The organism is Pseudocnuella soli (assembly GCF_004347775.1).
Taxonomy (GTDB): Bacteria; Bacteroidota; Bacteroidia; order Chitinophagales; family Chitinophagaceae; genus Flavisolibacter; species Flavisolibacter aquaticus.
In genome coordinates, this window is sequence record NZ_CP037755.1 from 3,478,898 (window position 1) to 3,502,023 (window position 23,126).

Annotated in this window: 17 protein-coding genes; 4 read left to right on the forward strand and 13 right to left on the reverse strand. The window is 49.2% G+C overall.

The window, feature by feature from the left end; genetic code table 11:
• Nucleotides 1-148: 148 nt before the first annotated feature.
• The 4 genes from EPD17_RS14290 to EPD17_RS14305 all read right to left on the reverse strand — a co-directional run bounded on the left by EPD17_RS14290 (nt 149) and on the right by EPD17_RS14305 (nt 6,277).
• Complete coding sequence (locus EPD17_RS14290) at nt 149-1,090, reverse strand: hydrogen peroxide-inducible genes activator (RefSeq protein WP_132055257.1); 942 nt, start codon at nt 1,088-1,090, stop codon at nt 149-151.
• A 20-nt stretch (nt 1,091-1,110) separates the two neighbouring features.
• The gene (locus EPD17_RS14295; RefSeq protein ID WP_132055259.1) at nt 1,111-2,994 is read right to left on the reverse strand and encodes a sensor histidine kinase; all 1,884 of its coding nucleotides are present in this window, start codon (nt 2,992-2,994) and stop codon (nt 1,111-1,113) included.
• 15 nt (nt 2,995-3,009) lie between these two features.
• Nucleotides 3,010-5,154 carry a PAS domain-containing protein gene (locus tag EPD17_RS14300; protein ID WP_132055261.1) on the reverse strand — a complete coding sequence of 715 codons (2,145 nt, stop codon included), beginning with the start codon at nt 5,152-5,154 and terminating at the stop codon, nt 3,010-3,012.
• 178 nt (nt 5,155-5,332) lie between these two features.
• Nucleotides 5,333-6,277, reverse strand: coding sequence for an NAD-dependent epimerase/dehydratase family protein (locus EPD17_RS14305; protein ID WP_132055263.1), 945 nt, complete (start codon nt 6,275-6,277; stop codon nt 5,333-5,335).
• 213 nt (nt 6,278-6,490) lie between these two features.
• Here EPD17_RS14305 and kdsA point away from each other — a divergent pair, with 213 nt between their 5' ends.
• Nucleotides 6,491-7,312 carry a 3-deoxy-8-phosphooctulonate synthase gene (gene kdsA / locus EPD17_RS14310; protein WP_114233660.1) on the forward strand — a complete coding sequence of 274 codons (822 nt, stop codon included), beginning with the start codon at nt 6,491-6,493 and terminating at the stop codon, nt 7,310-7,312.
• Nucleotides 7,313-7,409: 97 nt separating this feature from the next.
• Here the strand turns inward: kdsA and dnaG are convergent, their stop codons facing one another.
• Nucleotides 7,410-9,440, reverse strand: a complete 2,031-nt coding sequence (gene dnaG / locus EPD17_RS14315; RefSeq protein WP_132055265.1) for a DNA primase — start codon at nt 9,438-9,440, stop codon at nt 7,410-7,412.
• Between the two features lie 268 nt (nt 9,441-9,708).
• Here dnaG and EPD17_RS14320 point away from each other — a divergent pair, with 268 nt between their 5' ends.
• From EPD17_RS14320 to EPD17_RS14330, 3 genes are all read left to right on the forward strand, one after another.
• A complete protein-coding gene (locus EPD17_RS14320; protein WP_114233658.1) occupies nt 9,709-10,083 on the forward strand; it encodes a hypothetical protein in 375 nt (124 codons plus the stop codon).
• A gap of 215 nt (nt 10,084-10,298) precedes the next feature.
• Nucleotides 10,299-12,434 carry an elongation factor G gene (locus EPD17_RS14325; RefSeq protein ID WP_132055267.1) on the forward strand — a complete coding sequence of 712 codons (2,136 nt, stop codon included), beginning with the start codon at nt 10,299-10,301 and terminating at the stop codon, nt 12,432-12,434.
• A gap of 255 nt (nt 12,435-12,689) precedes the next feature.
• On the forward strand, nt 12,690-12,941 hold the full coding sequence (locus EPD17_RS14330; protein WP_132055269.1) for a hypothetical protein: 252 nt from the start codon (nt 12,690-12,692) through the stop codon (nt 12,939-12,941).
• Here the strand turns inward: EPD17_RS14330 and EPD17_RS14335 are convergent.
• The 8 genes from EPD17_RS14335 to rpsO all read right to left on the reverse strand — a co-directional run bounded on the left by EPD17_RS14335 (nt 12,930) and on the right by rpsO (nt 23,009).
• On the reverse strand, nt 12,930-15,155 hold the full coding sequence (locus EPD17_RS14335) for a family 1 glycosylhydrolase (protein ID WP_132055271.1): 2,226 nt from the start codon (nt 15,153-15,155) through the stop codon (nt 12,930-12,932). The two genes, EPD17_RS14330 and EPD17_RS14335, sit on opposite strands and share 12 nt — an antisense overlap.
• 301 nt (nt 15,156-15,456) lie before the next feature.
• Nucleotides 15,457-16,644, reverse strand: coding sequence for a glycosyltransferase family 1 protein (locus EPD17_RS14340; RefSeq protein WP_132055273.1), 1,188 nt, complete (start codon nt 16,642-16,644; stop codon nt 15,457-15,459).
• 343 nt (nt 16,645-16,987) lie between these two features.
• The gene (locus tag EPD17_RS14345; protein WP_175580725.1) at nt 16,988-17,440 is read right to left on the reverse strand and encodes a hypothetical protein; all 453 of its coding nucleotides are present in this window, start codon (nt 17,438-17,440) and stop codon (nt 16,988-16,990) included.
• 157 nt (nt 17,441-17,597) lie between these two features.
• Nucleotides 17,598-18,416 carry a M48 family metallopeptidase gene (locus tag EPD17_RS14350; RefSeq protein ID WP_114233653.1) on the reverse strand — a complete coding sequence of 273 codons (819 nt, stop codon included), beginning with the start codon at nt 18,414-18,416 and terminating at the stop codon, nt 17,598-17,600.
• A gap of 91 nt (nt 18,417-18,507) precedes the next feature.
• The gene (gene plsY / locus EPD17_RS14355) at nt 18,508-19,158 is read right to left on the reverse strand and encodes a glycerol-3-phosphate 1-O-acyltransferase PlsY (RefSeq protein ID WP_114233652.1); all 651 of its coding nucleotides are present in this window, start codon (nt 19,156-19,158) and stop codon (nt 18,508-18,510) included.
• A 72-nt stretch (nt 19,159-19,230) separates the two neighbouring features.
• Entirely contained in the window at nt 19,231-20,040 is an 810-nt protein-coding gene (prmA, locus tag EPD17_RS14360) for a 50S ribosomal protein L11 methyltransferase (RefSeq protein ID WP_132055275.1), read from the reverse strand.
• 231 nt (nt 20,041-20,271) lie between these two features.
• Nucleotides 20,272-22,587 carry a polyribonucleotide nucleotidyltransferase gene (pnp, locus tag EPD17_RS14365; RefSeq protein WP_132055277.1) on the reverse strand — a complete coding sequence of 772 codons (2,316 nt, stop codon included), beginning with the start codon at nt 22,585-22,587 and terminating at the stop codon, nt 20,272-20,274.
• Between the two features lie 152 nt (nt 22,588-22,739).
• Complete coding sequence (gene rpsO, locus EPD17_RS14370) at nt 22,740-23,009, reverse strand: 30S ribosomal protein S15 (RefSeq protein WP_114233648.1); 270 nt, start codon at nt 23,007-23,009, stop codon at nt 22,740-22,742.
• Between the last annotated feature and the right edge of the window lie 117 nt (nt 23,010-23,126).

The following is a 23,126-nucleotide window of genomic DNA, read 5'->3' on the forward strand; positions in this document are numbered from 1 at the left end:
AGGAGATGCCGAAACAAGTTCGGCATGACAGCTCCAGTTTTCCAAGAAGCTAACTTGAAGGCGGTTTGAAATTATGCTCGTAAACAACAATAGTTTACAAAGTCATCTACAGAAAACTTTTTATAGATTTTAGTTTGATACCCCACTTCTACGACTCAATCCCAATCACCGTCTGGTCTTTTGCTGCATTGCCCAATATCGGCATCACGCCGGCAATGATCTCGGCTTTAAGCGCCGCCAGTAACCGGTTTTTGATAAAATGCCGGTAAGTCACCAGGCTGATCTCCCTAACGGGAACGGGTGGCCGAAAAGCTTTGAGCTGTTTTTTCTTTTCTCCATCGAAAGAAACGGTGGCCAGCTCGGGCACGATGGTCAGTCCTTTATTGATCTCCACGATCTGCAATAGGCTTTCAATCGACCCTGCTTCGTATTCCAGGTTGTGCAGGGCGGCGTCGCGTTTCAGGTGGCACAAACTCATCATCTGGCTGCGCAGGCAATGGCCCTCCTGCAGTAGCCAAATACGGGCTGTGTCCAGGTCCTGCGGCACCACGTATTTTTTACGCAGCGTTTTTTCTTCTTTTGAAGTAAACACAAAAAAACGTTCGTAAAACAGCGGATCGGTCTTCAAACCTTCGTTGGGCAATGGCGTGGCCAGTATGCCTACGTCTAATTTATCCTGCGCCAGTTGCTCGGAGATCTGTGCGGTATTCAGTTCAGTAATGCGCACCTGCACACCACTGTATTTTTGTAAAAAAGAAGAAAGAAAATAAGGCAAAATATAAGGCGCCAGCGTGGGAATGATGCCAATGCGCAACTGCCCGCTCAACTCGCCTGAAGCTTCCGTGTTGATCTGTCGCAGCAGCGCAGCTTCTTTCAATACAATCCTTGCCTGTTCAATGATGCGGCGGCCAGCATCGGTAGGCACCACGGGTTGGCGGCTCCGGTCGAAGATCACTGCATCGAGTTCATCTTCCAACTTCCGGATCATCATGCTGAGGGTTGCCTGAGTAACGTAGCAGCTATCTGCTGCCCGTGCAAAGTGCCGGTGCTGGTCAACGGCCACAATGTATTCCAACTGTTGCAGGTTCATAAACGGGGCAAATATAGCCCTTAGTTGAGCGAACTGTCATGACTGCGTGCCGCCAGCCCAAACGGAAACTCCACCCGCAGCCGGGTGCCTTTGCCCATAACGCTTTGGATCGACATTTCGCCCTGGTGCATTTCGGCGCGGTGCTGCATATTGGCCAGCCCCAGACCATGGGTTTGCCGGTGCGCTTCAAAGCCTTTGCCGTTGTCTTCAATATCGATAGAAAATTTACCGCCATCCATTTTTAAATGAATGGAAACCGACGTGGCTTCGGCATGTTTGCGGATGTTGTTCAACTGTTCCTGCACCACGCGGTAAGCCGCCAGCTGCAGTTCCACCGGCAGATTAGCGTTGCGGTCAAGCCCCGATGTATTCAGGTCAATTTCCAGCCGCGAATCTTTACCAATGATGGTAATAAAATTTTCCAGCGATCCCTGCAGCCCAATCAGTTCAAGCGTCCCTGGGTTAATGCGGTGGCTGATGTTGCGGATGCTGTTGATGCTTTGGTTGAGCAGCGTGCGGCAAAACTCAAGGCGTTCCTGGTCTTCGCCGCAATGCAGGTCTTGCAGCAACAGGTGGCAGGTGGTCAGCGTTTGGCTGATCTGCTCATGCAACTCAAATGAAATTTCAAAACGTTCTTTTTCCTGTGCATCAATTACGGCTTTGGAAATGGCCTGGCGGCGATGGTTTTCCTTACGACGCAACTCCGATTCCAGTTCGCGTTGCACGGTAATATCACGCATGGCGCCAATCACCCTTATCGCTTGACCTTTCCGGTTGCGAATAATGCTGGCGCGGTCGGAACAGATTTTATAATTGCCGTTGAGGCAAAGAAAACGGTACTCTTCCTGCCAGGTGGTGGCATCGCTTTCAAGCGCCGCCTGCAGGGACTCACGGATGCGTTCACGGTCATCGGGGTGCACAAACGAATTGCGCATTTCCATAGGCGCTGTGCCGAGGTCGGTGCCAAACAGGTTTCGAAATCCTTCGCCCCGGTGCACTTCATCGGCCGCCACATCCCAGTCCCAAATGGCTTCCGACGTAGCTTTAATCACTTGCCGGAACCGTTCGTTCGATTCCTGCAACTGCTCCTGCCGCGATACATGATCGGTAATATCCAGTGCAATGCCGCCAATCCAAATCTGGCCATTGCCATTCTGGATCGGGAATTTGTACACTTTGCACAGGCGCCGCTCGCCGGATGGCAACACATATGGCTCGAGGTTTTCGGTGGCAGTATTGGCCAGCAAAACCCGTTGGTTATTTTTTAAATATTCAGCAGCAATGTCGGGTGGAAACACATCAAACAAGTTGAACTTTTCGACCTGCTCGGTGATGCCAAAAGTCTTTTTCCAAAAGTCGTTTGCGTATAAATGATTGCCTTCTTCATCCACGATCCAGGTAAAAGCCGGCGCATATTTCATGAATGCTTCAAACTTCAGTTCCTCCTGCTTCAAGTGACGGATAGCACTTTCGAGTTCCGCGTTTTTTTTATTGAGAAAACCAACCAGTTCCAGCGCTTCGTTGGTAACAGTAAGGTTGGAGCAAACCAGCAAAATATGATCTGCTTTGCCGGCTTCGTTGCGGGCCAGTGTTATGTTTAACCGAAGATGCAGGCGTTTGCCGCCTTTTTGCATAACAGATGTTTCGCCGCACCACTGGTTCGTTTCACGCAGCGAAGCAAATATCTGTTCGCGGCTTTGCCCCTGGATGCCTTCATAGCCAATCACATCATCCACCATCCAACCCTGCACTTCATCCAACGTTACTTCAAAAATATTTTCTGCTGCTTTGTTGAGGTATAAAATAGCAAAGTTGCGATCGGTGTATATGATCCCGTCGGATAATTTGTCCGTCAGCATCCGGGTGCTGGCGTCGGGTATGGGTTGATTGTTGGGACGTTCCATAGCAAAAAAATGTAATTAAAACAGAACAGTTTCGGCCACCAGCGGTATTTTTATCGAAATGCTGCAACCCTTGCCCTGTGCGGATTTCAGGTCGATGCTACCACCGTTTACTTCAATGCGGTCGTATATGTTTTTCAATCCAATACCCGTTTGAACCCGCGCAGGATCAAATCCTTTGCCATTATCGGTTACGCCAATGTTTAGTTCGTTATCTTTTACACAAATATGTATGGATGCCTCAGTGGCCTGTGCATGTTTTAAAATGTTGTTGATGCACTCCTGCACAATGCGAAATGCAGCAATCTGCAATTGTTGCGGCAGCTCTATGTTTTCAAAACAGGTGCATTTTTTATGATGGATGCGCAGTTTACCGGTTTGGTTGATGTTGTCCACCATGTCGGCAATAACTGCGGGTAGGCCTTTCCGTGATAGTGTTTCGGGGCTTAGCCTGTGCGACAAACTCCTGATTTCCGCAATGGCCCTTTGCAGGTGGTCGCGGCATTTATCGAGGTACTCATGTTGCACCGCATCAGATGTAATATCAACAAACAGCTTGCACATGGCCAATACCTGTCCCACGTTGTCGTGCAGTTCGCGGGCCAGCTCGCTACGTTCTGCCTCCTGGCCGGCAATGGTTGCCTGCGTTACGGCACGTTTCTTTTCTTCCAGTTCGAGCTGCAGCCTCTGCTTTTCGGTCACATCCTGTATCACCGAAATCATGCGCACTGCTTTGCCCGATTCGTTGCGCAAAAACACGCCCCGTTCGTGCAGCACTTTGAAACGCCCGTCGGCCTTGCCGGAATGGTAGCGGTATTCGCTTTGCCATGTTTCGGCGCCGGATTCTATTGCATTGTACAGCGAGGTTTTGAAGCCTTCCAAATCAGCCGGGTGCAGGCGCTGATAACGGTCGTTGATGCATTGCGCTTTGGCATCGTGAACTTCAATACCAGATGCAGGATCGCTGCGCCAAATGCGGTCTTTTTCAATGTCCCAATCAGCAATAACATCAGCCAATATGTTGGCGGCTTTTTCATAGCGCTGCTTCAGGTATTGCAGTTCTTCTTCGCGCAGCACTTCTTGTGTAATGTTGAACGCAAAACCCGCAGCAAAGCTGCCTTCGCCGGTTTGCACCGGGAATTTATGCATCCGGTATTTTACCTCGCGGCCGTCGGGCAGTGAAAACTCCTGCACCTTGTCCAGCGAAATACCTTCGTCAATTACCCGCCGGTTCTCGTCGGAGCGCAGCGCAACTTCTTCTTCATTGAACAATTCGTTCATGCGGCGCGGTACGGCATCATTGCCCACATTAAATGCTTTGCGAAACGTTGCATTCATGTACCGCTTGTTGCCCGCCGCATCGGTAGCCCAGGCCAATGCACCGGTCTGGTCCATGATCTCTTCGAGCAATGTTTTTACCGTAGACTGCTCCTTATGGTTTTGCTGCAGCTTTAATTGATCGGTAAGGTCGCGGTTGATGGAAACATAACCGCAAACACAGCCGCGGTTGTCTTTTACTTCAAAAATATTACTGTAGGTAAATACTTCGTTGCCATCATGGCCCACCCACTGCACAGGCCCCTGCCACTGGCCGGTGCGCCTGATTTCCTGTACCGTATGTTCAATGTTGTTGGGCGTGGGCCGTACGGAAAAATAGTCGGAAAGCTTACGGCCGGAAATCTGGTGTGCAGCGAGGCCAAACACCTGTTCCGCTTTTTTACTAAACGAAGTAACAGCCATCTGTGCATCGTGTACCACCAGCGCATCCGAAATATGATCGAGCACCAGTTGCTGCACCTTGCTTACATAGCTGGTTTGCTTGCAGTGTGTGCTGTCCACGCCAATCCATTGCAGCCCTTCGGGATCGCCGGCGCTGTCCATGATGGCGCAGATCATCCAGGTAAAATGCTGTATCGCACCGTTGTGCGACCATTGCACTTCCAACATTTGCGAGTAGCCCGGTTGCTGCACGCATGCATTTTTTACCCGCTCGGTTTGGTATGCATCAAATAAAGGAAGCGCCTGCAGTATGGGTGTGCCAATTATTTGCTGCAGCGACAGGCCAGCCATCTGCTGCACTTCGGTGTTGGCAGCCACTACTTCCAGTTGCAGGTTGGTGACCAGTTTGTATAGTGAGATAGACGTTGAATGGCTTTCAATCATGGGATACGTGTTGGACGGATTATCAGCTTTGGTATTAAACCAGTACAAAATAACGGCAAAAAAAAGGTTGCCTCAGGCAACCTTTCGATGAACAGCAACAATAATTAGGTGAAAAACCGGGTGTCTATGACAGTTGCAAGCCCATTAAGTAGTTAGCATTACCATGCACACAGTACAATTACTTACGCAGGTTTTCCAGCATATCAGCCACCATCAGTGGCAGATCGTATTGATGTTGCCAACCCCAATCGCTGCGGGCAACTGAGTCGTCGATGCTTTGCGGCCACGAGTCTGCAATGGCCTGTCGGTAATCGGGGGCAAAATCCAGTTCAAATTCGGGTAAATGTTTTTTAATTGCTGCGCCAATTTCGACCGGTGAAAACGACATCGAAGAAAGGTTGTATGAAGTGCGGACCTTGATGTTTTCAGCAGGCGCTTCCATAAGTTCGATGGTTGCACGGATGGCATCCGGCATGTACATCATGGGCAGGTAAGTATGCTCGCTGAGGTAGCTGGTATAGCGGCCATGCTCCAGCGCCTGGTGAAAAATATCCACCGCATAATCGGTGGTGCCGCCGCCCGGTGCTGATTTATACGAAATAAGACCCGGGTAGCGAATAGAGCGCACATCCACACCGTATTTATTGAAATAATAATTGCACCAAAATTCACCGGCATATTTGCTGATGCCGTACACCGTGGTTGGCTCAATGATGGTTTGCTGCGGGCATTGCTGCCTTGGAGAAGTAGGGCCAAATACCGCGATGGAAGAGGGCCAGTACACCTTGGTTAGTTTTTCTTCACGGGCTATATCCAGCACATTGAGCAGGCTTTGCATGTTGAGGTGCCAGGCCAGCGCCGGATTTTTTTCGCCGGTGGCAGAAAGCATGGCAGCCAGCAAATAAATTTGGGTAATGCCCTGGCGGATCACCTGCACGTGCAGCATTTCCTTGTTCATTACATCCAGCGACACATAAGGCCCGGAGCCGTGCAGCAGGCTGTTTTCTTCGCGCAGGTCGGAGGCAATAACGTTGTTGTTTCCATAAATGGCACGCAGTGCAAGTGTTAGTTCCACGCCAATCTGGCCGGAGGCACCAATCACTAAAATTTTTTCTTTCGTCATGTGAAAACGGTTGTGCGGACAAATGTAGGTGCGGTTTGCTATGTTTTGGCGCTAATGTTTGTGCAAACGATTGGCTACCGTTTTTAACCAAAACAATCCGGTGAGGAGCGGCGTATCGCTACCTTATCCACGGTCTTGTTGCAATAAAAAAAGCCGTTTTACCACAAAACTTTCCGCCTGCCACAACTTATCCAACTCCTGTACCTTTGCGGCATGAATCCATTTTTGAAAACACTTTTTGCAAACCAATCATACGACGAAAAAAACTTTTTCCTCATTGCCGGCCCCTGCGTGGTAGAAAGCGAAGAACTGGTGATGGAAGTGGCTGAAAAAGTTTCGGGCATTTGCCGCAAACTGGGCATTCCTTATGTATTCAAGGCTTCTTACAAAAAAGCCAACCGCACATCGGCGTCATCGTTCACCGGCCTCGGCGACGAGCTGGGATTGGACCTGGTGCAGAAAACCGGCAAACATTTTAACCTGCCTACCACCACCGATATTCACTCCGAAGCAGAAGCCGCACTGGCTGCGCAGTACGTTGATATTTTGCAAATACCCGCATTCCTTTGCCGCCAAACAGAATTGCTGTTGGCCGCTGCCGAAACAGGCAAAATTGTAAACGTAAAAAAAGGGCAGTTTGTAAGCGGCCCATCCATGCAATTTGCAGTGGAAAAAATAAGGAAAGCAGGCAACGATAAAGTAATGCTGACCGAACGGGGCACCACATTCGGCTATCAGGACTTGGTGGTTGATTACCGCAATATTCCCTGGATGCAGGCCACCGGCGCACCGGTGGTGATGGATTGTACGCACAGCCTGCAACAGCCCAACCAAACCACTGGCGTAACGGGCGGCAACCCGCAACTGATTGGTACCATTGCCAAAGCCGCATTAGCTGCCGGCGCAGATGGTTTGTTTATTGAAACCCACCCCGATCCTTCCTGCGCTAAAAGCGATGGCGCCAATATGCTGCGCCTCGATCTGCTGGAAGACTTGTTGGTGCAATTGGTAAAAGTGCGGCAAGCAGTAGTGTAGCGGACAGTTAAAAGTTTATGGTTGGTAGTTAGTAGTTGGTAGTTTTTCATTTACAGAAAACAAAAACTATCAACTATCAACCATAAACTATCAACTCCTATTTGATCACTACGGAACCCAGCTTCTTCGACAGTTCCATTTCCATCTCTTTCAGGGCCACATGGGTTTTGAACAAGGTCATTTGTTCATTAATGTCGGCCTTTTCCATATCGACCTGGTTTTGCAGCAGCATGCGTTTTATTTTGCGCAGCTTTAAATAATTCACGGCCGAGTCCACTTCGTCCATCGACTTGTCTTCTTCGATCAGCAAAAAGCTTTGCAGCTTTTCTTCATTGCCCGGTTGCACCGCGTTGATGAACGATTTATAATCCTGCTGAAATAAGGACTTCTGGTAGCCTGCTTTCTGGCTCAGGTTTTTCTTCCAATGATCACTTTGCTCGTGCCTGAATTGTAACAGCGAAACTGCAAGTGTACTCAGCTCCGTGTTGGGGTGGTAAATAAAAAAGTTCTTATCAGGCGGTGGCTGGTGTGCCGCTACTTTTTCGCGAAACAAGTGCAGCACTTCCGAAACCGTTTTATTATCAAACAAGTCATCCTCAGGCATTTCATTGAGTACAAAATCGGCTACCATTTGCGCATCATCGTACATCTTCGTGCCGTGTTCCAATAGCACCCGCACAATTTCCCGCTCCTGCAGGTCGTCCTTAAAAAGGAGGTTAAACGTGTTGTCGTCGAAATCAGTTGCGGCTCCCTTGCGGGCATTTTCCTCGTGTACTTTTGCTTCGTCAAAAGGAATCTTTGCCTCCTGCAGCGATATGCGGTTGCGGATAAATTTATTGACCAGCGTGGTAAAACCACCTTCATCAATATTCAGGATCTGTGCGCATTGGCGTATGTAATCCTGCGCTTTGGTAAAGTCTTCTGCCTTATCGATTTTGGAAATAGTTTCGGCAATGCTGTTCACCACCTCCGATTTTTTCTGCGCATCCGAGCCTGCTTCTTTCAGCATCACTTCCAGCTGAAACAACACAAAATCCCGCTTGTTGTTTAAGATAAAATTGCGGAACTCGGTCATGCCTACTTTACGCACATAACTGTCCGGGTCTTCGCCGTCCGGAATCAGCACCAGCTTTACGTTGAGGCTTTCTTCCAGGGCCATGTCGAGGCCGCGCAGCGCAGCCTTTACACCCGCCGCATCGCCATCGTAAATGATCGTAAGATTATTTGTGTACTTTTTGATCAGCCGCAACTGGTCCACCGTTAGCGAAGTACCACCACTGGCCACTACGTTTTCAATGCCCGCCTGGTGCAGTGATACTACATCGGTATAACCTTCCACCAGCAAACACTCGTCGGCTTTATCAATTGCCTGGCGGGCAAAATAAGTACCGTATAAAATTTTGCTTTTTAAATACAGCTCGTTTTCCGGCGTGTTGATGTACTTCGGCGCCTTGTCGTTTTTTTTGATCAAGCGGGCACCAAAACCAATGACCTTGCCGCTGGTGTTGTGCACCGGAAATACAATGCGGTCGCGGTAATTGTCCACCAACACATCTTGCCGCAATGCAGATAGCCCAGCTTTTTGCAACACCTCTGCGCTGTAATGATTGGCCAGTGCATGGCTGGTAAAAACATCGCGGCCATCAGGCGCATAGCCCACGCCAAATTTGCGCAGCACCGCATCTTCAAAGCCGCGCTGGTGCAGGTAAGAAAGACCGGCAGCCTGCCCGTTTTCGGTTTCAAAAAGTTGTGCGGTAAAAAACTTTTGTGCAAATGTATTGACAATGTACAAGCTCTCGGCCGACTGCATTTGCTGCCGCCGCTCAGGCGACATTTCGGTTTCTTCTACATCAATGTTGTAACGTGCCGCAAGCCAGCGCAAAGCTTCCACATACGAAAGCTTTTCGTGCTCCATTACAAACGAGATACCGTTGCCGCTTTTGCCGCAGCCAAAACATTTGAATATTTCTTTTGATGGAGAAACGGTAAACGAAGGAGATTTTTCGTTGTGAAACGGGCAAAGCCCGAGATAGTTGGCTCCGCGGCGTTTGAGTTTTACAAACGAACCCACGATGTCCATGATGTCGATCCGTGCCTGTATCTGCTGTATCGTTTCCTGCTTGATCACAGGGCAAATATAACAGTTGAGGCGCACCCCGATGATGGTAAAAAAAGGGATTCGAAAACCTGATTTTAGGCAGCGCTACCGATGAGCAGACTCAGGTTCAGCACAGCATTTTACGGGCTACATTTAAAGCAGCAAAGGCAAAAACGGGCATTGCGGCCCGGAAATAAACTTTCTTTTTTTGCCACAATGCGCTAAATTTAGGCTAACCATCCTAAGACACCGGGGAAGCTGAAGTTCTTTATTTTTTAACCCTCTAAATCTTCATCCCATGGTTCAGACAGACCTCTCGCAGTTACAAGCTGAGTGCACCGACTGGCGGCAAATTCTCCGCAACTACCGCGAAGAATTTCAGGACGCAAAAAAATCGCTTCAAAGTTTTTGCCGCAACACCCTCTCCAAAGACCAGCTACTGGAAGTAGAACACTTCGACAACCAGTTTCACATTCAACTCATTAACATCCACGACCTAAAGCAGGAAATTAAAGGCCATGTACGGCTCATTGAAGCCGAAGGCTCCGAGCAAATGCAAGACGAAGTGTATGCCCGCCACGAGCACCTGCTGGATGAATTTTTGACTCTTGAAAATACTTTGCAGGAGCTGCGCAACGAGTTCCGCGTCTTTACCAATGCCTCGGCCTGCTGAACCCGAAAATTCACAGGCTTTTTTTATGGGCAGCCCGGTTGGCGCAGCAGAACCATTATATAGTTTGAAGTCAAAAGGCAACATTACAAAGTAAAAAGAGCAACAACCTTTGTGGTGTTTGCTTATGACCATTGCCTTTTGACTTCCCCCATTCCCTCCTTTAACGCACCTGCCGCTCCTGCCCTTTTATTCTTCACGCAATAAAACGTATTGCCATGCCCGAATTTGATACCGCACATGTCAAAAACATTGTTTTGCTCGGCCATGCCGGCTGCGGCAAAACCACCTTAGCGGAATGCATGCTCTTTGAAGCAGGCATCACGACCCGCCGCGGCACCGTGGAAGAACAAAATACCACCGGCGACTACCACCCGCTGGAGCAGGAACGCGGCAACTCTATTTTTTCGAAACTGCTGCACACCCGCTGGCGCGGCTACAAGATCAATATACTGGATACGCCCGGCTACAGCGACTTTGTAGGCGATGTGCTTTCCGCACTTCGGGTAGCCGACACCGGTATCATGCTGCTCAACGCATCTACCGGTGTGGAAGTGGGCACCGATGTGATTTGGGAGTACACGGAAAAGTTTCGTACGCCCATGATTTTTGCCGTAAATAAACTGGACGAAGACACGGCTGATTACGACCGCACCGTGCAACAAGCCAAAGATCATTTTGGCAGCAATATTTGCGTGGTGCAATACCCGCGGCAAGTTGGTGCCGGCTTCCATGAAATTGTGGATGTGCTGCGCATGACGATGTACAAGTTTAAAGACACCGGTGGCAAGCCCGAAAAACTACCGATACCCGACGATGAGCGGGAACGGGCCGAAAAGCTGCACCAGGAACTTGTTGAAGCGGTAGCCGCGAACGATGAAACGCTGATGGAGCAATACTTTGACCGGGGCGAACTTTCGGAAGACGAGCTGAAAGAAGGCATGAAAAAAGCGATGATCCACCACGATCTGTTCCCGCTGTTTTGTCTTTCCGCCGAACGCAACATGGGCAGTGGGCGCCTGATGGGTTTTATCGATAACGTATGCCCATCGGCCAACGAGATGCCGGCGCAAAGAACCAAGAACGGCGAAGAACTTCCGTGCAATGCATCGGGCCCGGCCTGCATGTTTGTGTACAAAACCATTTCCGAACCGCATGTGGGCGATCTCTCCTTTTTCAAAGTGTACAGCGGCGTTATTCGCAGCGGTATGGAGCTGGTAAACGAAGCCAACGGCGTACCCGAAAAAATCAACCAGTTGTTTTTGATGGAAGGCAACAAACGGATGCCGGTGCAGGAGTTGGTGGCTGGCGATATTGGCGCTACGCTGAAATTGCGCAACACGCATGTAAACAATACGCTCCACGTTAAAGGCCGCAATATTGAACTGCCGCCGATTGAATTTCCATCGCCCAACATGACAGTGAGCATTGAAGCGGTAAACAAAGGCGATGAAGAAAAACTGTCGCAGGCACTGCACCAACTGCGCGAAGAAGATCCGACACTGGTGGTGGAAGTTTCGCCGGAATTAAAACAAACACTGTTGCATTGCCAGGGCGAAATGCATTTGGCGGTAGCCAAATGGAAGATCGAACACAACCAGAAGATATCGGTGAAGTTTGGCAAACCACGCATTCCCTACCGCGAAACAATCCGCAGCAAGGCCGAGGCAATGTACCGCCACAAAAAACAATCGGGAGGTGCCGGCCAGTTTGGCGAAGTGCACCTGCGCATTGAACCCTGGTACGAAGGCATGCCCGAGCCTGAAGGAATGACAGTGCGTGGCCGCGAAGAATTTCCGCTAAACTGGGGCGGCAAACTGGTTTACTACAACTGTATTGTGGGCGGCGCCATCGATAACCGATTCATGCCTTCTATTTTAAAAGGCATCATGGAAAAAATGCACGAGGGCCCGCTGACCGGATCTTATGTGCGGGATGTGCGGGTTTGCGTATTTGATGGTAAAATGCACCCGGTTGATTCCAATGATATATCGTTTAAAATCGCTGGCATTATGGCGTTCAAGCAAGCCTTCCGCGATGCCGACCCGCAGGTGTTGGAGCCCATCAACAAAGTGGAAGTGCTTTGCCCAGAAGACCTGACCGGTGCGGTGATGAGCGAAATTCAAAGCCGCCGCGGCGTGCTGGAAGGCATTGACGCTGAGGGCCATTTCCAGAAAATCGTGGCCAATATCCCGCAGGCCGAACTGCACGATTTTTCATCCTCGCTGCGGTCCATCAGCCAAGGAAGAGCGAAATTTAAAATGTCGCTGAACGGCTACATGCCGGTTTCCTTCGACCTGCAACGGAAGTTGAGCGAGACTTACAATAAAGAGTACGCTGAGGCAGACGCATAATTTCAGTGTTGGACAAAAAACGAATCACGGCAAGGAATACCGTCCCAAACAAGCTATCGCAATGGGTCGGTGTTCCAGCCGTGATTTTTTTATCCGTCCGTTTTACCGCTTAGGGTTTTTTCTTACCCGCCGAAAAAAAAGGCCGTTTGGGCGACAAAATGGGCCCGATTGGTCAACCGCCTGACTTTTTTATCTGTTAAGTCACTAAATTGAAACCCACAAACGTTTACCACACAATTCAATATCCAACAAAAGATGCACGCTTACTTTCGTAACCACCAGTTATACCTCGCAGAAAAGTTCGATTGGCTCGACCGTCATGTGATCAAAACCAGCCGCCGGGCACTCCTCAAAATCGAAAGCTATAAAACCATTGCACAAACCACCGACAGCCAGGATCAGCTTCGTTTGGTAGAAAAACTGGTTAAGGATTCGCTGCTGACTCCGGTATCGAACCGCACCATTTTGCGCAAAGAAGGTTTTTACGTTTCCAACTTAGATAATTAACTGGGTAGCCACTTCTGGCCGCCGCTCCCTGGCAAACCGCCGCAGGGCGTTGTCCAGCGTAGGCATCATCCAGCCCTTTTCGGTGCCCAGCACCGAGTAGCGTGGCCGCGCCGCTTCGAGGTTCATTTCATCGATCGACACTTCGTTGATAAAAATATTGCTGAGCCGGAACATCCGTGACGCCTCCTGTGCCAGTGCTGCCCATGTAATGGCGCCTTTGTTGGTCAGGTGCCTGATGCCCTGTTCCTCATCAATCAAAAGATCGAGGGAAACATGCACCAGGTCGGGCACGTATGTTGGTGAAATATGTACGTCGTTGGCCACCATGATGCCTTTTTGCGCAGCCAGGTTTTCAATCACGTAGTGCAAAAAGTTGAACTCATCCCACGGGCCAAAAAACGATGAGGTGCGGATTACCAGGCTTTCCGGGTTTGCCAGCAAAACCTGCTCCTCGGCATTGGCCTTGCTTTGTCCGTACCAGTTGAGGGGCGCTACGCTATCGCTTTCCACGTAAGGTTTTTCCTTCGTGCCGTCAAATACCATATCGGTGGAAAAGGTCATGAAACGAATGCCTTTTTGCCGGCAAATTGTAGCCAGTTGCACTGCACCACTACAGTTTTCCGACAGGCACCGGTCGGCTTCCCGCTCCGCCTCATCCACCCGCACAAAGCCGGCAGTATTGATCACCGCCCAGGGCATATAAGTATCCAGTGCAGCTTCAATTTGTGCGCTGTCGGTAATATCGCATTCCTGCCGCCCAAGGAGCACAAACGGAATGGACCGTTCGCGGCAAATTTGTGCAAAAGCTTTTCCCAGTGTTCCCCTCTTTCCAATGATCATCAGCGGCGCTGTACCCATTTGTGTAAAGCAGGTATCGGCATGCATTTGCAGCACCGGTGCAGTATTGAAAAAACGGTTTTCGCGTTGCCACCAGCCTTTTTCTATTAAAGTTGGATGCGCCCTTTCCGGCGCCTGCGCAATCTTTTTCAAAAATGCTGCAAGCGCTGTAGGCCGCAGGTAACCACCACGGATATCGAAGACGCCAGGCTCGTAAGTGCCGCGGGGTTTGGTGAGTAATTTGTTCCAACCTGTAGAGCCGAGCAACGCCCATGCTGTAACGCCAACAATGTTAACGCCGCAGGATTTTACTTCAGTAGCAGCTTGCCACACATATTGAAACCAGCGGAGCTGTTCCTCGCGGTGGCAATGCAGGTGCACTTCGGTAATGGCAATGGGTTGACCGTAGCGTTCCCATGCCTCTTGCACCAACACTTTAACGCCTGTTTCTTCTTCTACTTCTACCCGAACCACTTCTACATCGGCATAGCGGTGGCGGCCATTACCGCCGTGTGTGCCCGGAGCATAAAGGTGCAGCCGCTCATCGAGGTACCGTTCTGACGTAACATAATGGTTAAAACCAAACACATCGGGAACGCAGGGATTCTGTATAAAAAATTCCAGGTCGGCAACGGGTATGCCTAGTTTTAAAAACCAGGACCAAAGCGGGTGTTCCGTGTCTAAGCGACCCATTAAAATATCGTAAGTAAGCCAGCGGCGATGGTTTTCGAAATCGGCCTGGTAGCGCAGCAGCGGTGTGCTGTATGTTTTACCGAGGTCTTCGGTTTGCACCAGTTTGGCATCCGGGTTTACAGCCCTGATGGCTTGCATGGAAAGCACCGTTGCTTTAAGTTCATTCAGCAGCATTTTGATAAAATCAAGATCGCTGCGCTTATGCGGATACCATAGGCCGTACAGTCCGCTGAACCGCGCAGTAGTCAGCGGCTCATTTACCGGCGTATAGTATTGAATGTGTGGAAAACGGCGGGCGACTGCGCCGGCATATTCGGCCAGCAATTCGGGAAACTGCTCATCGAGCATATTGGTATAAGCTGGGCCGCTGCCGTGGTGCACCAGTCCGGCTATAACTTCAATGCCCCGCTCCTGCAGTTGTTCCAGTTGCCCGGAAATCCAGGTCCAGTCGATAGTGCCGCCGCGTTGAGGCTGGTGTTTGTCCCACAAAATTGGATAGCGAAGCCGCTCAATGCCCAGCGCCGCAATATGAGCGATGTCGTCTTTTCTTTTATAATGTTGCGCATAGGCCAATTGGTCGAAATATGCATCCTCCACCCGGTTGATGGTACATTCAATGCCGCCCCAAAGTGCGGGCAGGTGTGATGGCTGGCCCTGAGTAGATATAGTAGCATTCAAGTTCATGAGCCTGTTTTTAGTTTCGCAATACCGATCCCGATTCCTGATCCTGTCCTATTCATTCATTGAGGAACCGGTTTGGCTTTCTTATCGTTGCAGCGTAACGGCCATTTGCAGCAAATGCAATGCGAGGTTGCGCTGCAATGATCAATAGTTATCCCGCCGGTGTGGAAAACTAGCGCCGCCTCCTTTCAATTTGCCCACAAAAAAATATAAAAGGTGTGCCGTACGGAACTGCACACCTTTTACTGTATTGATTAGTATATTAAAAAATGCTGTTGCCATACAGCGATTACGCATTGCCTGATCAACCCACCACTGCTTTTTCCTTGCTTGTTTCTGTGAGTGCTTCGGTGCTTTGCTTGGTCACAATGTTTTCGATCTGGCGCACCATCTGGCTCCAGGTACGATCCCACGAGTTGCCCGAAAGAAACGCATCAACCTTGTTCATCCAGGTTTTGCGGCCACGCTTTTTCAATTCTTTTTCCGCACAGGTAATGAACTCCTCTGCTGTGGCGGCAATGTGCACCAAGTTATTGTCGCCGTAGGGGCGCACTACATCACGGATGGGTGTAGAAATTACCGGCTTGCCTGCAGCCAGGTATTCAGGTGTTTTAGTGGGGCTGATGTATTTGGTGGATTCGTTCATTGCAAACGGAATCACAGCCACATCCCAACCTGCAATATATTTAGGGAGTTCTTTGTAGTCCTTTCCACCCAGGTAGTGAATGTTAGGTCCTTGTGGCAATGTTGCCGGATCAATTTTTACAACAGGCCCGATCATTACAAAATGCCAATCAGGACGTGCTGCTGCTACTTTTCCAATCAGCTCTATATCCATGCGTTCATCGATCACACCTGAAAAACCAAAACGCGGATGCGGAATATGCGCCTGGTCGGCAGGATCGGTTACATTGGTGCGGGCTGCGCCAAAATGTGCTTTATCTATGCTACTAGGGAAAGGATGAATGTTGGGATGCGCAAATTGCTTTGCTTCGTAAATAGAATGGCCTCCGGTAAATACAACATCGGACATCTGCAACAATTGCTTTTCACGAATAGTAAGTTCGGGTGGTGCAAACTTAAAAGCAGAAAGTTCGTCCATGCAATCGTACACCACAAACTCTGGCGACAAGTGCTCGGTAAACGGAAGTGCCATCGGTGTATAGTACCAAGCGAAGTATCGCTGCACATTCAACTGCGGCAACAAACCGCTAATGAGTTTCTGCTGGCGTTGTAGCGGGCAACCTTCTTTACCATGCTGCAGGTGCGGAACCACAACAAATAAGTTTTTGGTATCCTGCGAAATATGCATCGTATCCGGTGCATCGTGCCAAATAGGTTCTTCAACGAAAATAACGCGGGTGTGTTTTGCAAAGCGGCTTAACAAGTGCTGTGGGCGCTGATAAACAAAACCCCAACGCAGGTGTGAAAAGCAAACCAGGTCGAGGTTGTGGAGGAATGCGCATGTTACATCTTCAATATTCTTAATCATGCGCTTACTAATACTATTTTAATGCCACCAATTTTCCTGTTTTAATATGTATGTGGCTGAAAAAGCAAATGCATGACGTGTAGAATTTTTTACTCATGCTTTTGTTCCATAGTTGAACATTGTATTTATCAACATGTACATGTAATGAATAATGACAGCACAATGTTTATAGTTGTGTTGATGATAACAAACATCAATCCTATATCTCTTCATAATAAACTAGTTCACTATTGATTGTTTTGTAAAGGCATTCAATAAACATGTTGCTGCATTAATTATGTTCAATGCATAAAAAAAGCGCTCTGCAAAAATGCAAAGCGCTTCAATAAAACATGCAGCAAGATTAAACAGCAGCAGCAACAGTGCGTTTAGCACTTACTTCCACTAAAGTGTCTTCTGCAAATACCATTAATTCAGACTTACGAAATTGGGACGCGTTCCACACATGATCGAGTGATACCTGCTCTGTAGCTTCGTAACCAGCTGTAGCCAACTTTTGCCAGCTTGCTTCGCGGTTAAGATCGGTAACAATCTTTGATGTGTTTTTTGGAAAAGCCACCCACAACTTTGATTCTTCTTTCAACGCCGGCATGATGTCTTTTAAAATGCCATTTAACTGAGCTTCGTTAACCGCAAATACCAACGCAAAATCTATTTTGCGGGTACGTAACAACGGTGTCAGGTTTTTAGCGAATGAAAGCTTGCAAAATTGTTTTTCGATGGAGGAAGGGAGACCTTGGATCAGAAGATTCTTTTCGTTGGTCAGTTGAAGTTTTTCCAAAATCGTTTGTGACATACCTTGTTTTTAAATTAAAGGATTGCAGTTGTTGGCTTAGCTTTCACACAAACAGGCATGCAAAATTACAAAAATTTTACTTAAGATTAAAGCGTTGTAAATAAAAATGCCACAAACAGCCCATGTTTGCGGCATTTTTACCATTTTATGTTGTGTATTACTTACGGGCAGTAGCCGGTTTGTAATATTTAAGCGCTTCAGGTAAGTATTGCTGCAATTGCTCAATACGGCGTCCCGGTGCAGGGTGTGTGCTCAAAAACTCGGGTGGCGCCTGCCCGTTAGAAGCTTTTTCCATACGCTGCCACAATGCAATGGCTTCGCGGGGATTGTAGCCGGCCATGGCTGCCCAACGCATACCATAGCGGTCGGCTTCCAGTTCATGTTTACGCGAAAAAGGCAACAGCACACCAGCCTGTGCACCTACGCCAAATGCCTGATTGAATATTTGCTGTGTCGCCGCAGGTTTATTTGCCAAAGCAATGGAAAGCCCTGCTCCCAGCCCTTGTGCAGCCATTTCCTGGCTCATACGTTCGTTGCCGTGCTGGAACAAAGCATGCGAAATTTCGTGGCCGATCACGTTTGCCAGCGCTGCTTCGTTTTGTGTAATGGGCAGCAGACCGGTGTACACCACGCATTTACCGCCGGGCATTACCCATGCGTTTGCATCTTTATTGGCAACAAGGTTAAATTCCCACTGGTATCCTTCCAGTAAATTGCCCAGTTTTTCCTGGCGTACATAGTTGGTTACCACCGCAGCAAGGCGCTGGCCCACGCGGCGCACCATTTCCGCATCGCGGTCGGCTGAGGCACTTACCGCACGGTTTTGTGAAAGAAATTGCCGGTATTGCTGGTTGGCCATCGACTGCAATTCAGCTTCAGGCACAAGGGTAAGTTGTCTTCTTCCCGTGATAGGGTTGGTAGAACAGGCTACCAATAGGGCGGCGGTTAAGAAAAAAGCCGTGATGCTCTTTACCATAGGTTTACGTTTTATAGAACTCCAATTTCAATGATTATACCAAAGAAAAAGACCCTGAAACAGGGCCTTCGTTTGTTTATAATTTGCAAAATCACTTTCCTTGCCGGTGTCGGCGCTTGTCGCGGTGCTTTAAAATGGGCACTTTGCTTTCATTGCCTTTAATGATGCGGCCAATATTTTTTTGGTGTGTAAACACAACCAACAGCGCCACAACGATGGTAAATACGCGGTACAGCGGCTCAGGTTCGTTAAAAATGACGAGAATAAAAATGGGAAATGCAACGCTGGCAAGGATGGAACTTAGCGACACCCAACGCGTCAAGTACAGCACTAAAATAAAAACACCCACACAACAAAGCGCTACGTTTGGCTGAATGCCCAGCACCATTCCAAACAACGATGCTACGCCTTTGCCGCCTTTGAAATTTGCCCAAATCGGGAAAATATGCCCAATTACAGCAGCAAGGCCCAACCCCAATTGGAGGTTGATGAGATACAGTTCGTTGTCGTAAGCCTCGGGCAGCATAAAGGCAAGCTTTACCGCCACCACTGCTTTGATCATATCGATGGCCATTACAAACGTGCCCCACTTGGAGCCCAACACGCGGTAAGTGTTGGTAGCACCAGCGTTGCCGCTGCCATAATCGCGAATGTCTATTCCAAAGAAATTTTTACTAACCCAAACTGCGGTAGGAATGCTCCCGATTAGATAGGCCAGGAATATGAGTAATAGTTCATTCATAGAACGAGGCTGTTTGCAAGCGCACAAAAATACATGAAATAAGGGATGTAGTCTGTTCTAATTCCATGCCGGTTATGCATGCCGTTGGAACAACAAAGAGATCCATCCATTGCGCACTTCTTTTTTTAATAATTGCAGGTTCAATGTTAAGGAAGCTTTCACAATATCCTCTTCATCTTGCTCAAGTAACCCACTGAATAAAATCAATCCCTGCGGCACAACCGCTGGTACCAAATGTTGCAGGTGCATCAGGATTACGTTGCGGTTGATGTTGGCAAGGATAATATCAAACGGACCTTGTGGCACTGTTGATGCAAATTCGATCTGCACACCTGTACAACCATTGCGTTCCACATTCTCCTGCCCGTTTTCAATGCTCCACTCATCGTTATCAATGCCCAAAACAGAAGCTGCACCCAGCTTCTGCGCCAGTATGGCCAAGATGCCGGTACCGGTGCCAAAGTCGAAAACCGTTTTACCATGAAAATCAATGTTCCGCATCTGCGCCATCATTATCCAGGTGGTGGCATGGTGGCCGGTGCCAAAGCTCATTTTGGGCATGATTACTATTTCGTGCTGCACACCAGTGATCGGCTCATGGAAAGGTGCCCGCACTGCACAGAAATCATCCACCACTACCGGCTGAAAGTTGGATTCCCATAACGCGTTCCAGTTTTGCTGTTCGATGTTCTGGGTAGCAATTGTGTAATCGGTCAACAACTCATTTACCTCGTAACTCGGAAATGCATCTGCATCGAAATATACTAATAAATGCGTTTGCGTTTGTTCAAAACCGTTAGCACCGAGGTCGCTCAGTTCACTGATCAGGATTTCCTGTTGTTCTTCGGTTGCTTCGATGCTGATTTGTATGTGTTGGGACATAGTTTAAAGATAGAATGCAGTATAAACTTTTTTTGGTAGCAAAATAAGCGGTGCAAGCAATAGCTGCATTCGTAAAATCGCCGCTATTGTTTTATGACCAATGCCATTAGTGCCGTTTTCATTTTATCAAATGGCAATGATTATTGCGTACGGTTTTACAACATTAAAACGCCACAAAATAAAAAGGCTGCCGGCAAAATACCGGCAGCCTTAATGTATTAAAATTGTTGCTTATTCCTGTCCACCCTGCTGGCCGCCTTCCGACTGCTGCGGACGGTTGTAACCGCCACCGCCTTGCGGACGGAAACCGCCACCTTCGCGGCGCTGGCCGTTACCGCCATCGCGGCGTTCGGGGCGTGGTCCGCGACGTTCGCCGCCTTCACCACGGTCGCCACGGTCGTCGGTCATACCTTCGGGTTTGGGCAACAATACTTTGCGGCTCAATTTAAACTTGCCGGTCTTGGGATCAGTACCGGTAAGTTTTACTTTAACCACATCGCCTTCATTCAGCACGCCTTCCAGCGACTCAAGACGCTTCCAGCTTACTTCCGAAATGTGCAGCAAACCTTGTTTGCCGGGCATGAATTCAACAAAAGCACCGTAAGGCTGAATGGTCTTCACGGTAGCTTCGTACTCCTCGCCTACTTCCGGAACGGAAACAATGCCTTTGATCCAGGATACGGCTTTGTCTACGCCTTCTTTGTTGGCGCCGAAAATGCCTACTTCGCCCTGGTTGTTCTTTTCCTCGATGTTGATGGTAGTACCGGTTTCGCGTTGAATTTCCTGGATGATCTTGCCCTGTGGCCCGATCACTGCACCAATGTACTCGCGGTCGATGAACAGCTTGATCATGCGTGGAGCATGCGGCTTCACATCGCTGCGGGCTTCGCCAATGCAGTTGTGCATGGCATCCAAAATGTGCATGCGGCCGCGGTTGGCTTGCTGCAGCGCAGCCTTCATTACCTCCAGCGGCAGGCCATCTACTTTGATATCCATCTGGATACCGCAAATGCCATCGCGGGTGCCGGTTACTTTAAAGTCCATATCGCCCAGGTGATCTTCATCGCCCAGGATATCGGTAAGCACTGCGTATTTACCACCTTCAGTAATTAAACCCATCGCTACACCAGCTACGTGTTTGCGGAAAGGAACACCGGCATCCATCAGGGCCAGCGAACCGGCGCAAACGGTAGCCATCGAAGATGAACCGTTTGATTCAAGGATATCACTCACCACGCGAACGGTATAGGCAAAATCGCCGGCAGGCATCATTTGCTTCAGCGAACGCAGCGCAAGGTTACCATGGCCTACTTCGCGACGGCCAGGGCCGCGCAAAAACTTCACCTCACCAGTTGAAAACGGAGGGAAATTATAATGCAGGATAAATTTCGAATATTCGGAGGAGGCAGCGCTTTCTACCAACAGTTCGTCCAGCGGCGTACCGAGGGTAACTGTGGTGAGCGACTGTGTTTCGCCACGGGTAAACAGCGCAGCGCCGTGTGGCGTGGGCAGCACGTCTACCTCCATGTCCAGCGGACGCACATCTTCCAGACCACGGCCATCCAGACGGGTCCGGTCGTTCAGGATCATTTCCCTAACTACGTGGTACTGCAGGTCGGAAAGATAATTTTTGACCATCTTTTTGATGTCGTCGGCAATGTCTTCGCCCTCCGGCAAATTAGCTTCCTGACGCAGCACTTCTTTCAGGTCTTCGAAAATCTTCTTGTAGTTTTCTTTGCGCTCTGCTTTGGGCAGACGTCCGCGGGCATCAGCCAGCATCCGCTCCTTAGCAAACTCTTCCACACGCTGGCGCAGTGCATCGTTTTGCTGGGGCTTTGGATAGTCGCGTTTGGGGCCTACGCCAACCATGTCGCGCAGTTCGGCCTGGGCCTGGATCTGCTTGCGGATGGCTTCGTGGGCAACCCCCAGTGCTTCCACCAGGTCATCTTCAGAGCATTCTTTAGCCTCACCTTCCACCATCATGATGTTGTCCATGGTAGCGGCGACGATGAAGTCCATATCGGACTGCTGCATTTCGCTGCGGGTGGGGTTGATCTTGAATTGACCGCCGATGCGGCTAACCCGCACTTCGGAAATGATTTCTTTAATGGGAATAGTAGAAACCGCCAGTGCTGCAGAGGCTGCCAGACAGGCCAGTGCATCGGGCATGATCTCCGCATCGGAAGAAATAAGGGTTACGATCACCTGTACCTCGCAGAAATAATCTTCGGGGAACAGGGGGCGCAGTGCCCGGTCGATGAGGCGGGAAATAAGCACCTCGTAGTCGGAAAGGCGGCCTTCGCGTTTAAAGAAAGAGCCGGGAATGCGACCTGCAGAGGCGAATTTCTCCATATAATCCACGCTGAGCGGGAAAAACTCCTGTCCGGGCTTGGGCTCTTCGGTAGCCACTACTGTAGCCAGTAAAATAGAGTTGCCCATGCGCACCGTTACCGATCCATCCGCTTGCCGTGCCAGTCTGCCGGTTTCGATGGTCACTTCCCTACCATCGCCTATGTCAAATGTTTTGCTGATTTTTTGTGTGAGCATTGGTCCAAGTTTGTTCCCTGATGTGCAGGAGGGACAAGCAATCAAGGAAAGGTAAAATGAAATGCAGAAACAAGTTTAGTACAGCGGACACAAGCCCGCTGTACTAAACAAAAAGCCCTCCCTTACCGGGAGGGATATGTGCAATAGGTAAATTATTTTCTTAAACCCAGCTTCTCAATCAGTTGGCGATAGCCCTGCAGGTTGTGTTTTTGCAGGTAATTGAGCAGGCGGCGGCGCTTACCAACCAGCTGCATCAGGCCACGGTGGGTAGAGAAATCTTTTTTGTTTTGCTGCAAATGGCCGGAGATTTGGCTGATGCGCTCTGTCAGCAGCGCAATTTGGCCCTCAATAGAGCCTGTGTTTGTTTCCGATCCTCCAAATTGACCGAAAATGCTCGCTTTTTTTTCTTTAGTTAATGACATCGTAGTTTTTTTTGAAAAGACATCCGATTAGATACCCATGTATATTTTCGGGGGCAAAGCTAAGGAAATTAGTTGACACGAAAATCAGGGGAATTGGGAGTAGTTGGTGGCGAGTTA

Coding starts and splice junctions, on each gene's coding strand:
- EPD17_RS14290 (WP_132055257.1), bottom strand. CDS start 1,090: ATGAACCTGCAACAGTTGGAATACATTGTGGCCGTTGACCAGCACCGG.
- EPD17_RS14295 (WP_132055259.1), bottom strand. CDS start 2,994: ATGGAACGTCCCAACAATCAACCCATACCCGACGCCAGCACCCGGATG.
- EPD17_RS14300 (WP_132055261.1), bottom strand. CDS start 5,154: ATGATTGAAAGCCATTCAACGTCTATCTCACTATACAAACTGGTCACC.
- EPD17_RS14305 (WP_132055263.1), bottom strand. CDS start 6,277: ATGACGAAAGAAAAAATTTTAGTGATTGGTGCCTCCGGCCAGATTGGC.
- kdsA (WP_114233660.1), top strand. CDS start 6,491: ATGAATCCATTTTTGAAAACACTTTTTGCAAACCAATCATACGACGAA.
- EPD17_RS14320 (WP_114233658.1), top strand. CDS start 9,709: ATGGTTCAGACAGACCTCTCGCAGTTACAAGCTGAGTGCACCGACTGG.
- EPD17_RS14325 (WP_132055267.1), top strand. CDS start 10,299: ATGCCCGAATTTGATACCGCACATGTCAAAAACATTGTTTTGCTCGGC.
- EPD17_RS14330 (WP_132055269.1), top strand. CDS start 12,690: ATGCACGCTTACTTTCGTAACCACCAGTTATACCTCGCAGAAAAGTTC.
- EPD17_RS14335 (WP_132055271.1), bottom strand. CDS start 15,155: ATGAACTTGAATGCTACTATATCTACTCAGGGCCAGCCATCACACCTG.
- EPD17_RS14340 (WP_132055273.1), bottom strand. CDS start 16,644: ATGATTAAGAATATTGAAGATGTAACATGCGCATTCCTCCACAACCTC.
- EPD17_RS14345 (WP_175580725.1), bottom strand. CDS start 17,440: ATGTCACAAACGATTTTGGAAAAACTTCAACTGACCAACGAAAAGAAT.
- EPD17_RS14350 (WP_114233653.1), bottom strand. CDS start 18,416: ATGGTAAAGAGCATCACGGCTTTTTTCTTAACCGCCGCCCTATTGGTA.
- plsY (WP_114233652.1), bottom strand. CDS start 19,158: ATGAATGAACTATTACTCATATTCCTGGCCTATCTAATCGGGAGCATT.
- prmA (WP_132055275.1), bottom strand. CDS start 20,040: ATGTCCCAACACATACAAATCAGCATCGAAGCAACCGAAGAACAACAG.
- pnp (WP_132055277.1), bottom strand. CDS start 22,587: ATGCTCACACAAAAAATCAGCAAAACATTTGACATAGGCGATGGTAGG.
- rpsO (WP_114233648.1), bottom strand. CDS start 23,009: ATGTCATTAACTAAAGAAAAAAAAGCGAGCATTTTCGGTCAATTTGGA.